The sequence below is a fragment of the Nitratireductor sp. GZWM139 genome (assembly GCF_030068685.1).
Classification (GTDB): Bacteria; Pseudomonadota; Alphaproteobacteria; order Rhizobiales; family Rhizobiaceae; genus Nitratireductor; species Nitratireductor aquimarinus.
Genome location: NZ_JAMQML010000004.1, coordinates 111,688 through 124,362 on the forward strand (window position 1 = coordinate 111,688; position 12,675 = coordinate 124,362).

The window sequence follows — 12,675 nt, forward strand, 5'->3', positions numbered from 1 at the left end:
CATCCGGTTCGGATGCGGGTTAGCACGGACATGACGGCATGCAAACTGATGTGGTGAAGATCGGCACGCGCGGAAGCGCTCTGGCAGTGGCTCAGGCGGCAGAGGTGCGCGCGCGCCTCATGGCGGCGCATGGCCTGCCCGAAGATGCGTTCGAGATCGTCGTCATCTCCACCTCGGGCGACCAGATTCAGGATCGCCCGCTCTCGCAGGCCGGCGGCAAGGGGCTTTTCACCAAGGAGATCGAGGAAGCCATGCTCGATGGCCGGATCGATCTGGCCGTGCATTCCTCCAAGGACATGCCCACCGTTCTGCCCGACGGGCTCGAAATTTCCGCCTTTCTCGAACGCGAAGATGTGCGCGATGTTTTCATCGGCCGCTCCATCGCCAGGCTTGAGGATCTGCCGCAGGGCGCCAAGCTCGGCACATCGTCGCTGCGCCGTCAGGCGCTGGTCCTGCGGCTGCGCCCCGATCTCGAAGTCGGCATGTTCCGCGGCAATGTGCAGACGCGCCTGCGCAAGCTGGATGAGGGCGTTGCCGAGGGCACGCTTCTCGCACTTGCCGGGCTCAACCGGCTGGGCGTGCCGCACATCGCCACCGAAATCATGGACCCCGAACGTTTCCCGCCCGCACTCGGGCAGGGTGCAATCTGCATTGAAAGCCGCATCGGCGATGCGCGCATCGGGCCGATGATCGCCGCGATCCATCATCCCCAAACGGGCGATGCGCTTCTTTGCGAACGCGCTTTTCTCGGCGCGCTGGACGGTTCCTGCCGCACCCCCATTGCCGGCCTTGCCCGCATCGAGGGTGACATGCTGCGCTTTTCCGGTCTGGTGCTGACGCCCGACGGGCGTGAAGTGCATGACATCGAGACCGAAGGCCGGGCAGCGGATGCCGTTCGTCTCGGCGCGGAAGCTGGCGCCGCCGTGCGCGAAAAGGCGGGCACGCGGTTCTTCGACAGCTGGCTCTAGCATGCGGCGGGTGCTGGTCACGCGCCCTGAACCGGGCGCATCGGAAACAGCCAGACGGCTTGCCGAAATGGGTTTCGAGCCGCTCGTCCTGCCGCTCACCGAAACCGTGCCGCTTCCTGCCGCCATACACGCCGAGGCGGTGGATGTGGTGGCTGTCACCAGCCCCAATGCCATCCGCCATGCGCCGCAATCCGTTTTCGACGCGCTGAAGGGCAAGCCCGTCTACGCCGTTGGCCGCCGCACGGGCGATGCCGCACGTGCTGCCGGGCTCCATGTGGTGGATGATGAGGCGGGTGACGCCGAACGGCTTTCCCGACGCATCGACGCCGCCTTTGCCGCCCCCTGTCATGTGACGGTGCTTTGCGGCCGAGTGCGCCGTGACGTACTCGAAACGCGGCTGATGGAAGCCGGCCACAGGCCGCGCCTGATCGAGATCTACGACACGCTGCCGCTTGAGCCTTCCGACGCCGCCGTCCAGTCGCTCATCGGCGACCGTCCGGTCGATGATGTGCTGCTTTATTCGGCCAATGGGGCCTTCCAGCTTGCGCGTCTCATGGCGCGGTCGGGCGTTGGGAAAAAATTAGCGGCTGCGACATATTATTGCCTCTCCGAGCGCATTGCCGAAGCTTTGGGGCCTGATGTCGCAAAAACCGCCCGAATTGCGGATTTTCCGGCGGAAGACCGTTTGCTGCTTCTGCTAAAGACGTAACGTCAATTGCGCTCGCCCCTGTTTTCACCACATGCGGGTGTGATAGGAACTTATATGCACTGCACATAGTGCAGGAACAGCCTTTTGCAGCGGAGTTGCCTGATGGTCAAAACGCCGAGAACGCGTCATTCCAAAACCCAGAAGGAGCCGGTGACCATCGATCTGGATCCCGATCAGGTAAAGCGGGAGAAGGTGGAAACGCCCGACGCGCCCGGCGATACCAGCAAGCAGGAAGCCAAACCGGAAGCGCCGAAGCCGTCTGACGCCGCCAGGGACAGCGCAAAGCCGGAGGCTACGAAGGCCGAAGCTGCCGCAAAGCCGGCTTCTTCTGCTGCTGCGAAGGACGACAAGGCCGCCACTTCGCCCAAAGACAAGCCCGCGTCGAAGGATGCCGGTTTCGGTCGGGACGCGAAAACCGGCAATGCCGGTGCACGGCAAGACGATCAGGCAGCGAAGTCCGCAAAGCCTGAAGCCTCCACCCCCGCCACCCCCGCCCCGGCCAAGAGCGGCGGCGCGGGTCGCGTCCTTGCTGGCGGTGTGGTCGGTGGCGTCGTTGCGCTCGCCATTGCCGGTGGCCTTCAATGGGCTGGCGTTCTGCCCGCGCTCGACACGAAGAGCAATGCGCCCGACCCGGCGGTCGAGGTGCTTCGCCAGCAGGTTGCAGCACTTGAGAGCAAGCTGAACGAACAGCCCGCCGCCGGTGGCGAAAGCGAAGCCGTCACCGCCGCTTTGAGCGAGGCCAGCGCCCGCGCCGGTGCGACCGAGCAGCGCCTTGCCGAGCTGGGCGATGAGATCACCACCCTGCGCGAATCGATGTCGTCCGGTGCGGCAGGCGAGGGGCCGGGGCTCGAAGCGCTTTCGCAGCGCCTGGCAGCGCTTGAAGAGCAGACGGCCAGCCTTTCGGCGTCCGGCGATGCCGGTGCGGCGCTGGAAGGCGTGACCGCGCAGCTTTCCACCATGGAAACCGCCGTTCAGGGCGCGACCGAGGCGGCGCGCGCCGCAAACCAGTCGGCGTCCGGCAATGCGACGACCCTATCCACGCTCAAGAGCGAGCTTGATGCGCTGAAGGCGCAGGTGCAGGAGGCGGACGCCGCGCCGCGCATGGCGCTCGTCATCGCTGCGACCACGCTCAAATCGGCGGTCGAGCGCGGCACGCCCTATGCCAGCGAGCTTGAAACCTACACCGCCATTGCGCCGGCGGGCGAGGCCGAGGCGCTTGCGCCGCTTGAGGCGAACGCCGCATCCGGCGTGCCGAGCCGCGCCACGCTTGCCGCAGAAGCGCCTGCGGTGGCGAGCAGCATCGTCGCCGCCGTCACCCGCGAGGCCGGAGATGGCGGAGGCGGCATCATCGACAATCTGATGGCCAGCGCCCGCTCGCTCGTGGTGGTGCGCCCGGTGGGCAGCGTTGAAGGTGAAGGCCCGGACGCCATCGCCGCGCGCATGGAGGCGGCGGTCGTCGCCAATGATTATGCGAAGGCGCTTGCCGAGTACGAGACGCTGCCGGAGGCCGGCAAGCAGGCTGCGGCGGATTTCGCCAACAAGCTTCAGGCGCGTCAGGCCGCCGACCAGATCTTGAACAAGGCGCTCGCCGATGCGCTGAAGGGAGCATAAGCGCAGATGTTCCGTATTCTCTTCTACCTCGTCGTTGTCTTCGTTCTGGGGCTGGGCTTTGCCTGGCTGGCCGAGCGTCCGGGCGACCTGGCAATCACCTTCTCCGGCTACCGCTATGAGGTTTCGCTCATGGTGGCGGCGGTCGGCATCGTGGCCATCGTCGCTGCGGTGATGATCCTGTGGTGGCTGATCCGCAGCATCTGGACGAGCCCTTACACCGTCGCCCGCTATTTCCGGGTGCGTCGTCGCGACCGCGGCTATCAGGCGCTTTCCACCGGCATGATCGCCGCAGGCGCCGGCGATGGCGGTCTGGCCCGTCGCATGAGCCAGCAGGCCGCCAAGCTCATTTCCGCCGATCAGGAACCGCTCATCCACCTGCTCGATGCGCAGGCAGCCCTCCTTGATGGCGACCGTCAGGCGGCGCGCGACAAGTTCACCGCCATGCTGGACGATCCCGAAATGCGCCTTCTGGGCCTGCGCGGGCTTTATCTTGAGGCCGAGCGGCTGGGCGAGCGCGATGCCGCGCGCCACTATGCCGAGCGCGCCGTCGAGGCTGCGCCGCAGCTCGAATGGGCCGTCAATGCCGCGCTTGAGGGCAAGACCGGCGAAGGCGAATGGGATGGCGCGCTGAAGCTGCTCGACAGCCGCAAGGCGACCGGCAAGGACGAGCGCGAGAGCGTCGCCAGCCGCCGCGCCGTACTCCTCACCGCCAAGGCGATGGATGTGCTTGACGCCGACCCGCAGACCGCCCGCACAGCCGCTCTCGAAGCCCACAAGCTTCGGCCCGATTTCGTGCCGGCGGCTGTCACTGCGGCAAGGGCCCTGTTCCGCCAGAACGAGCTGCGCAAGGGCTCCAAGGTTCTGGAGACCGTCTGGAAGAAGGAGCCGCATCCCGAAATCGCGGATGTCTATATCCATGCGCGCCCCGGCGATTCCACGCATGACCGTCTTGCCCGCGCCAAAAAACTCCAGTCGCTGAAGCGCAACAATGTCGAATCGGCGCTGATCGTTGGCCGCGCTGCGCTTGATGCCGGTGAGTTCCAGCTTGCGCGCGAATCCTGCGAGGCCGCAGCCCGTCTCGGCCCGCGCGAGAGCGTCTATCTGCTGATGGCCGACATCGAAGAGGCCGAGACCGGCGATCAGGGGCGTGTGCGCCAGTGGCTCGCCAAGGCCCTGCGCGCGCCGCGCGATCCCGCCTGGGTGGCCGATGGCTATGTGGCCGAACGCTGGGCGCCCATCTCGCCCGTCACCGGCAAGCTCGACGCCTTCGAATGGCGCATGCCGATGGAGCGGCTGGCGCAGGTCGTGGAGAGCGAAGAGGATTTCTCGCCCGCTCCTTCCATTCCCGCGCCGAAGGAAGAGCCTGAAACGGCAGAAGCCGAAACCGTGGTGATCGAAGCCGAAACGGTAAAGCCGGAACCCGCCGCAAAGCCTCAGGAACCGGAAAAGCCCTCGGAACCTTCCCCGGAAACGGCAAAAACCCCGCCGCAGCCCCCCGAACCGCCTGCAAATCCAGCGCCGGTCAACGGGCAGAAAGCTGCGCCGGAGGAGGCCGAAGAGCCCGTCAAACCGCCCATCCCGGATGACCCCGGCGTGGAGCCGGATGACAAGGACGCCTCGACGTCGGGCCGCTTCCGCCTATTCTAATGATCATGCACTGCGATTCGCCCTTGCGGGGCGGATCGCGCTTCTCCCAGGCACCGGATCGCAATCACGCTCATGTTCGACAGCATTCTGTCCTTTCTCAAAGACCTTCCCGGCGGTAGCCGGCAGACCACCCTCAGGCCCGAGGACGACCCGCGCGTCGCCGCTGCCGCGCTGCTCTTCCACGTGCTCGATGCCGACGGCATCCGCGAGGCTTCCGAAGTCGAGAAGCTCAAGGAGACCCTCTCCCAGACCTACAATGTCACGGGCGCGGAGCTGGAAAACCTCCTTGAAGCCGGTGAAAAGGCCGAGCAGGAGGCCATCGACCTCTACGCCTTCACCAGCGTTTTGAAGCGGCATCTCGATGCCGATGCGCGCAAGTCCTTCATCGGTCTCATGTGGGGCATCGTCTTCGCCGATGGCGAGATGCACGAGCTGGAAGACAATCTCGTCTGGCGCGTTGCGGAGCTGATCGGCGTCGACAATCGCGACCGGGTGGTTCTGCGCCAGGAAATGCAAGAGAAGTACAGCAAGTCCTAGCCCCATGGAGACAGACCCGAGCCGCAAGATCCTCATTGTCCTGCATCAGGAAACGTCCAGCGCCGGGCGTGTTGGTCAGGTTTTGCAGGCGAGCGGCTTTTCGCTCGACATTCGCCGCCCGCCGCTCGGTCATCCCTTACCGGAAACGCTGGAAAATCACGCTGGCGTCGTCATGTTCGGCGGCCCGATGAGCGCCAACGACCATGATGAGTTCGTGCGGCGCGAGACGGACTGGCTGTCCGTTCCCCTGCGGGAGAACAAGCCCTTTCTCGGCATCTGCCTCGGCGCGCAATTGCTTGTCAGGCATCTGGGCGGGCAGGTGAGAAGCCATGATGACGGGCTGGTCGAGATCGGCTGGTATCCGCTGCGCGCCACCGAGGCCGGGCGCAAGCTCCTGCACTGGCCCGAGATGGTCTACCAGTTTCACCGCGAAGGTTTTTCGCTGCCGAAGGACGCAACCCTTCTGGCCACTGCCGAACACTATCCCAATCAGGCCTTCCGCTATGGCGAAAACGCCTGGGGCGTGCAGTTCCACGCCGAGCTGACCCGCGCCATGATGCAGCGCTGGGTGGTGCGCGGCGCGCAGCGTTTCGTCATGCCTGGCGCACAGCAGGGCCGCGATCATCTGGGTGGCCGTCTCATCTGGGACCGGCACCTGAAAACCTGGCTGGTCGATTTTCTGGAACTGATCTTCGATTGCGAATGCAAAGGCGCTCTGCACAGCGGCGGCGAGGCCACGGGCCAGCACCCCGCCGGCCGCCGCATGGTGGGCCGCCGGGGCCTCGCCTAACCGAAGCCGGCCACCTCAGTGCTTGCGTGAAAGTTCCCGCGTGGCGGCTTCAAGCCCGGCCAGCGTCATCGGGTACATGCGCCCGGAAAAGATCTCCTGAAGCATCTGGACCGAGTGCGTGTAACGCCAGTGCTTTTCCGGAACGGGGTTGAGCCACACCGCGTTCGGCCATTGCTGGAGCACGCGGTTCAGCCACACATGGCCGGCTTCCTCGTTCCAGTGCTCCACCGAACCGCCTGCATAGGCAATTTCGTAAGGGCTCATCGAGGCGTCGCCGACGAAGATCACCTTGTAGTCAGGCCCGTATTTGTGCAGCACGTCAAAGGTCGGCGTCACCTCGGAATAGCGCCGCCGATTGTCCTTCCACACGCCTTCATAGAGGCAATTGTGGAAGTAGAAATACTCCATGTGCTTGAACTCGGCGCGCGCCGCCGAAAAGAGCTCCTCCACAATGCGGATATGGTCGTCCATCGAGCCGCCCACGTCGAAGAACATCAGAAGCTTCACCGCATTGCGCCGTTCGGGCCGCGTTTTCACGTCCAGATAGCCGTGCTCCGCCGTCGCCTGCACCGTGCCGGGCAGGTCGAATTCCTCCACCGCGCCCTCGCGCACCCAGCGGCGCAGCCGCTTCAGCGCAACCTTGATGTTGCGCGTGCCAAGCTCCACCGCATCGTCGAAATTCTTGAAGTCGCGCTTGTCCCAGACCTTCACCGCCCGCCGGTGGCGCGATTCGTGCTGGCCGATGCGCACGCCTTCCGGGTTGTAGCCATAGGCCCCGAAGGGGGAGGTGCCGGCAGTGCCGATCCACTTGTTGCCGCCCTGGTGGCGGTCCTTCTGTTCGGCCAGCCGCTCCTTCAGCGTTTCCATCAGTTTCTCGAAACCGCCCATGGCTTCGACCAGCTTCTTCTCCTCGTCGCTGAGGTGCTTTTCCGCCAGCCTCCTCAGCCATTCCCCGGGGATCGCCTGCGGGTCGACGCCATCGCCGCCCGACACCGCCTCCACGCCCTTGAAGACCTGCGAGAAAACCTGATCGAAACGGTCGATGTGCCGCTCGTCCTTCACCAGCGCCGCCCGCGCGAGATAGTAAAATCCCTCCACGTCATAGGCGACGAGCCCCTTCTCCATCCCCTCCAGCAGCGAAAGATACTCGCGCAGCGACACCGGAACGCGCGCGGCTTTCAGCTCAAGGAAGAAGGGGATGAACATGTGCTCACTTTCGCTGGTACTTGATGAACGGCGTCAGTTTCGCGATCCGGTCATAGAGCTTGCGGGCGGTCTCGTTGAAGTCCTGCGTCATCCAGTAGACATTGGCGGCGCCCGCCGCATCCGCCTTCTCGTAAACCGCCTCGATCAGCGCCCGGCCAATGCCCTTGCCGCGTATCGCGGGGTCGGCATAGAGATCCTGCAGATAGCAATTGTTGCCCACGGTCCAGCAGGTGCGGTGGAACATGTAGTGCACCAGCCCGACCGGTTTCCCGTCCACCTCGGCGATCAGCCCGTTCGGCTCATAGTCGCCATCGTCGAAAAGCCGCTCCCATGTGGTCGCATAGACCTCTTCGGGAACGCTGGTCTTGTAGAACTCCAGATAGGCGGTCCAGAGCCTGCGCCATTCGGGCTCGTCGCTTCTGGCAAGCGGGCGGATGGTGATTTCGGTCATTCGGGTCTCGTCCTCCTCTTTCCCGCACAGTCCGGCCCCGCACTGTTCGGCGTAGCTGTTTCGCCGGCAAGGGCCAGAAAAATGAAGGCTTTGCGCCTGGTAAAGCCGCCCGTCTATTGCCGCCGCGCCATGAAGGCGAGCTTTTCGAAGAGGTGCACGTCCTGTTCGTTCTTCAGGAGCGCGCCGTGCAGGCGGGGCAGGGCGCTTTTCGCATCCCCGCGCAGATCCTCCGGCTGCACATCGTCGGAAACGAGAAGCCTGATCCAGTCCAGCGCCTCGGAGGTCGAGGGCTTTTTCTTCAGCCCCGGCACGTCGCGGATCTCGTAAAACTGGCTGAGCGCGGCAGACACCAGGTTCTTCTTGATACCCGGATAGTGAACCTCGACAATGTCGGCCAGCGTCTCGGCGTCGGGAAAGCGGATATAGTGGAAGAAACAGCGGCGCAGAAAGGCGTCCGGCAGTTCCTTCTCATTGTTCGAGGTGATGATCACGATGGGCCGATGGATCGCCCGCACCGTCTCGCCGGTCTCGTAGACATAGAACTCCATCTTGTCGATTTCCTGCAACAGATCGTTGGGGAACTCGATGTCGGCCTTGTCGATCTCATCGATCAGAAGAACGGTCCTGCGGTCCGCCGCAAAGGCCTCCCACAGCTTGCCGCGCTTGATGTAGTTCTTGATGTCGTTGAAGCGCTCGTCGCCGAGCTGGCTGTCACGCAGGCGCGAGACGGCGTCATACTCGTAAAGCCCCTGCTGGGCGCGTGTGGTGGATTTCACATGCCATTCGATCAGGTCCAGCCCCAGTGCGGCGGCCACCTGCTTGGCAAGCTCGGTCTTGCCGGTGCCGGGCTCGCCCTTCACCAGAAGCGGCCGCTCCAGCGCAATCGCCGCGTTCACCGCAACCATCAGATCCTTGTCGGCGACATAATCCGCCGTGCCTTCGAAGCGCATGCAATCTCTTCCCTGTTCCCGTGCGCAGTGAACCTATTGGCGCGGCATGGCAAGCGCAAGCATCGGCCGGCCAATCTGTGCGCTCTACCGGCTGCACGCGCCGGTTTCGACAAGGGTTCACAGAGCGTTAAGCCGGTCTTTACGCAAAAGAGGGTATTTTAGGCATTTCGGCTTTCCCGGTTCTCGGAGTTCTGCGTTGCGTCCACATTTAGCCGCCATTCTGTCCGCGCCTCTGGTTGCGGCGTCCCTCGCTCTCGCCCCCGCTTCCGCACAGGAAGGCGGGTCCGGCAAAAACTTCTGGTCGGGTGACTGGTCGGTGACCGTTGGTGCAAGTGGCGCTTTCCGGCCGGAGTTCGAGGGCTCCAGGAGTCATCTTTTCAGCCTGGTTCCGCTGGTCTCCGTTGGCCGTCAGGGCAATGACAGGCGTTTCTCCTCGCGCAACGACAATGGCTCCTTCGCCCTGTTCGGGGCTCATGGCTTCGAGGCGGGCCTCACCGGCAAGTTTCTCTTCAAGCGCGACGCGGACGACGCCAATGACCTGAAGGGCCTCGACCCGGTCAAATGGGGCGTGGAGGCCGGCGGTTTCGCCGAGGTCTACCCGACCGACTGGTTGCGGGTGCGTGGCGAGCTGCGCCACGGTTTCCGCGCCCATAGCGGTTTCGTTGCCGATGTGGCGGCAGACGCCTTCTACGATGTGACCCCGCATATCCGCATCTCGGGTGGCCCGCGCGCCTCGTTCGCCAGCAAGGACTATTTCGAGACCTATTACGGCGTTAATGCCAGAGAGGCTGCGGCCTCCGGACTGAGCGAGTACCAGCCTGATGGCGGCGGCCTCAAATCGCTCGGTGTGGGCGGTGCGGTGACGTGGAAGGTGACCGACGCCTTCACCTCCAGCGTCTTTGCCGAATACGCCTCCCTGAAGGGCGCGGCAGCCGATTCCAGCCTCGTTCGCGAGCGCGGCTCGCGCAACCAGTTCACGATTGGCCTGTCCTCCACCTACCGTTTCGATTTCACGCTCGACTGACGTCACACTTGGTTGTGAAACTTGTGCGCCCGGCGTCAGAATATCTCTGGCGCGGGCCGGGGCTCGTCCCTATATTGCGCGCAGCGATCTGCGCTTCCCGACAGGAATCTTTTTCCCCGGGGCCTTATCGATCCTTAAGGGAGCTGTCCCTGACCTCGCCCGTGGGCTTGGTTACACGGCGCCCACCTACGTTGTAGGTTCCCGGGATCGTGCATTCCATCGGTCGCCGTGGATCGCAGCTTTCTTTTTTCAAATGTCGTCAGCACGCTTCCTTCCGTGCTTCATTCATGGTGATTGAGCCGCATGAGCGACATGATGAACGATCAGGCCTCACAGAAGAAGCAGTTGCGCCGCGAGGCGCTGGCCCGCCGCAACGCGCTCGATCCCGACTGGCGTGCGGAAATGGCCGAAGCGCTGGCCTCGCAGGCGCAGCGGATCTCAGTCGGGTCCGGCACGGTCGTCTCGGGCTTCTGGCCAATGCGCTCTGAAATGGATGTGCGCCCGCTGATGGCGGTGCTGGCTGCGCGCGGGGCGCGGATCGCGCTTCCCGCCATTCTCGACAGGACCACCATCGTTTTCCGGGAATACCGCCCCGACGCGCCTCTGGTCGACATGGGGTTCGGCACATGGGGACCGGATGACGGGGCGGCGGTCCTTGACCCCGAAATCATGCTCGTGCCGCTTGCAGCCTTCGATGCGCGGGGCCACCGCATCGGCTATGGCGCGGGCTATTACGACCGGGCAATCGCGCGGCTGAAGGCGCGGGGGCTTTCGCCCCGGCTCATCGGCATCGCCTTCGATTGCCAGGAGGTCGCGGGCGTGCCCGACGAGCCGCATGACGAGCGTTTGCCCGAGATGCTCACCGAAAGCGGCCTGCGGCAGATTTCCGGTTTTCACGCGCAGGCAAATTGATCTAGGGCGCCGTGCGTCCATTCGGACGCACAAAGGATGCTCTACCTTGTTGAATCCACGCATCGTGCTTTCCGAAAATCGCTTCCGATTTTCGGGCCGATGCGGTGGAGCGCCGTGCGTCCATTCGGACGCACTACCTTGTTGAATCTGCGAAACGGCCCGAAAATCGATTCCGATTTTCAGACCGATGCGCTAGAAGCGGCCCATGAGATTTTTGTTTCTTGGCGATATGGTCGGTCGCGCCGGCCGCACGGCGGTCTGGGAAAAGCTTCCCGGCCTTATTTCTGATTTCCGGCTCGATTTCGTGGTCGTGAATGGCGAGAACGCGGCAGGCGGTTTCGGCATCACCGAAGAGATCTTCCGCAACACGCTGGATGCCGGCGCCGATGTGGTGACCACGGGCAACCACGTGTGGGACCAGCGCGAGGCGCTGGCCTTTGCGCCGCGCGAGGAGCGTTTCCTGCGCCCTGCGAATTTCCCGAAGGGCACGCCCGGTCGCGGCTCAGGCGTCTACATCGCGCGCAATGGCGCGCGGGTTCTGGTGTCCAACATCATGGGCCGGGTGTTCATGCATCCCGAGCTCGACGATCCCTTCGCCTGTGTTGAAGATGTGCTGGCCGCCTGTCCGCTGGGCGAGCAGGCCGATGCCGTCATTCTCGATTTCCATGCCGAGGCCACGTCCGAGAAGATGTGCTTTGGCCATTTCGTCGATGGCCGCGCGAGCCTTGTCGTCGGCACCCACACGCACCAGCCGACGGCCGATCATCAGATCCTGAACGGCGGCACGGGCTATCTGTCCGATGCCGGCATGTGCGGCGATTACGATTCTTCCCTTGGCATGGACAAGGAAGAGCCCCTCAACCGGTTCACCGCCAAGGTGCCCAAAGGGCGCTTCGAGGCGGCCAGCGGTCCTGCAACGATCTGCGGCGTCGGGCTCGAAATCTCCGACCGCACGGGCCTCTGCGAGAAGATCGCCCCGCTCAGGCTTGGTGCGCGCCTTGAGGAAACCGTTCCCGCCTTCTGGCGTTGACGCTGGGCGCGGCTGCGCATAACTCTGCAAAACGCTATATTTTGAACAATTGCCAGCGAGGGGTGCTGCCATGGAATGGCTTGCCGGTCACTTTGAGTTTGTCTCCCATCCGGAAGCCTGGGTCGCGCTCGTGACCCTGGTGGTGCTCGAGATCGTTCTCGGCATCGATAACCTGATCTTCATTTCCATCCTCACCAACAAGCTGCCCAAAGAGCAGCAGGCGCGTGCGCGGCGCATCGGCATCAGCGCCGCGCTGATCCTGCGGCTGGCGCTTCTGGGCACGATCTCGATCATCGTCCAGCTCACCGAGCCGGTGTTCGAGCTGTTCGGCCATGGCTTCTCCTGGCGCGACCTTATCCTCATCGCGGGCGGCCTCTTCCTGGTGTGGAAAGCGACGAAGGAAATCCACCATTCGGTCGATCCCGACGATGGTAAGGAAAACATGATGGGTCAGGTCACGATGTCCGCCGGTGCGGCGATCGTTCAGATCCTGCTGCTCGACCTGGTGTTCTCCATCGACTCCATCATCACCGCCGTTGGCATGACCAACGAGCTCGCCATCATGTTCATCGCCGTCATCTCGGCCGTGACCGTCATGCTCATCGCCGCCGAGCCGCTGTCGCGCTTCATCGCGGCCAACCCGACCGTGGTCATGCTGGCGCTCGCCTTCCTGCTGATGATCGGCATGACGCTGATCGCCGATGGCATGGGCTTCCACGTGCCCAAGGGCTACATTTACGCGGCCATGGGTTTCTCGGCGCTGGTCGAGTCGCTCAACATGCTGGCGCGCCGCAAGCGCGCGCGCGCAAAGGCGCTGCAGGGCGGGGCGGGCAAGTAGCC

13 protein-coding genes and 1 other RNA gene are annotated in these 12,675 nt (G+C 64.1%); 11 read left to right on the forward strand and 3 right to left on the reverse strand.

Annotated features, from left to right (window positions below; genetic code table 11):
* Positions 1-38: 38 nt before the first annotated feature.
* From hemC to NDI72_RS06285, 6 genes are all read left to right on the forward strand, one after another.
* Positions 39-968, forward strand: a complete 930-nt coding sequence (gene hemC / locus NDI72_RS06260) for a hydroxymethylbilane synthase (RefSeq protein WP_113153266.1) — start codon at positions 39-41, stop codon at positions 966-968.
* A 1-nt stretch (position 969) separates the two neighbouring features.
* Complete coding sequence (locus tag NDI72_RS06265) at positions 970-1,677, forward strand: uroporphyrinogen-III synthase (RefSeq protein WP_283799955.1); 708 nt, start codon at positions 970-972, stop codon at positions 1,675-1,677.
* A 102-nt stretch (positions 1,678-1,779) separates the two neighbouring features.
* Positions 1,780-3,288, forward strand: coding sequence for a phage tail protein (locus NDI72_RS06270; protein ID WP_283799956.1), 1,509 nt, complete (start codon positions 1,780-1,782; stop codon positions 3,286-3,288).
* A gap of 6 nt (positions 3,289-3,294) precedes the next feature.
* Positions 3,295-4,935, forward strand: coding sequence for a heme biosynthesis protein HemY (locus NDI72_RS06275; RefSeq protein ID WP_283799957.1), 1,641 nt, complete (start codon positions 3,295-3,297; stop codon positions 4,933-4,935).
* 72 nt (positions 4,936-5,007) lie between these two features.
* Entirely contained in the window at positions 5,008-5,472 is a 465-nt protein-coding gene (locus NDI72_RS06280; RefSeq protein WP_113153263.1) for a tellurite resistance TerB family protein, read from the forward strand.
* Positions 5,473-5,476: 4 nt separating this feature from the next.
* On the forward strand, positions 5,477-6,262 hold the full coding sequence (locus NDI72_RS06285; RefSeq protein ID WP_283799958.1) for a glutamine amidotransferase: 786 nt from the start codon (positions 5,477-5,479) through the stop codon (positions 6,260-6,262).
* A 15-nt stretch (positions 6,263-6,277) separates the two neighbouring features.
* Here NDI72_RS06285 and NDI72_RS06290 read toward each other — a convergent pair whose 3' ends face one another.
* The 3 genes from NDI72_RS06290 to NDI72_RS06300 form a co-directional block, all read right to left on the reverse strand.
* Complete coding sequence (locus NDI72_RS06290) at positions 6,278-7,468, reverse strand: vWA domain-containing protein (RefSeq protein ID WP_206548393.1); 1,191 nt, start codon at positions 7,466-7,468, stop codon at positions 6,278-6,280.
* Between the two features lie 4 nt (positions 7,469-7,472).
* Positions 7,473-7,919 (reverse strand): GNAT family N-acetyltransferase, encoded by a 447-nt coding sequence (locus tag NDI72_RS06295; RefSeq protein ID WP_283799959.1) that lies wholly within the window; start codon positions 7,917-7,919, stop codon positions 7,473-7,475.
* Positions 7,920-8,032: 113 nt separating this feature from the next.
* The gene (locus NDI72_RS06300) at positions 8,033-8,869 is read right to left on the reverse strand and encodes an AAA family ATPase (RefSeq protein ID WP_206546126.1); all 837 of its coding nucleotides are present in this window, start codon (positions 8,867-8,869) and stop codon (positions 8,033-8,035) included.
* A gap of 196 nt (positions 8,870-9,065) precedes the next feature.
* On the opposite strand from NDI72_RS06300, the gene NDI72_RS06305 reads away from it, so the two are divergent.
* From NDI72_RS06305 to NDI72_RS06325, 5 genes are all read left to right on the forward strand, one after another.
* Positions 9,066-9,893: a MipA/OmpV family protein gene (locus NDI72_RS06305; protein ID WP_224924956.1), complete on the forward strand. Its 828-nt coding sequence runs from the start codon at positions 9,066-9,068 to the stop codon at positions 9,891-9,893.
* Between the two features lie 82 nt (positions 9,894-9,975).
* A non-coding RNA gene (ssrS, locus tag NDI72_RS06310) (6S RNA) lies at positions 9,976-10,132 on the forward strand.
* A 76-nt stretch (positions 10,133-10,208) separates the two neighbouring features.
* Positions 10,209-10,805, forward strand: a complete 597-nt coding sequence (locus NDI72_RS06315) for a 5-formyltetrahydrofolate cyclo-ligase (protein WP_502888377.1) — start codon at positions 10,209-10,211, stop codon at positions 10,803-10,805.
* Positions 10,806-11,010: 205 nt separating this feature from the next.
* Positions 11,011-11,835, forward strand: a complete 825-nt coding sequence (locus NDI72_RS06320; protein WP_113153256.1) for a TIGR00282 family metallophosphoesterase — start codon at positions 11,011-11,013, stop codon at positions 11,833-11,835.
* Positions 11,836-11,905: 70 nt separating this feature from the next.
* Positions 11,906-12,673 carry a TerC family protein gene (locus NDI72_RS06325; RefSeq protein WP_113153255.1) on the forward strand — a complete coding sequence of 256 codons (768 nt, stop codon included), beginning with the start codon at positions 11,906-11,908 and terminating at the stop codon, positions 12,671-12,673.
* Positions 12,674-12,675 lie beyond the last annotated feature (2 nt).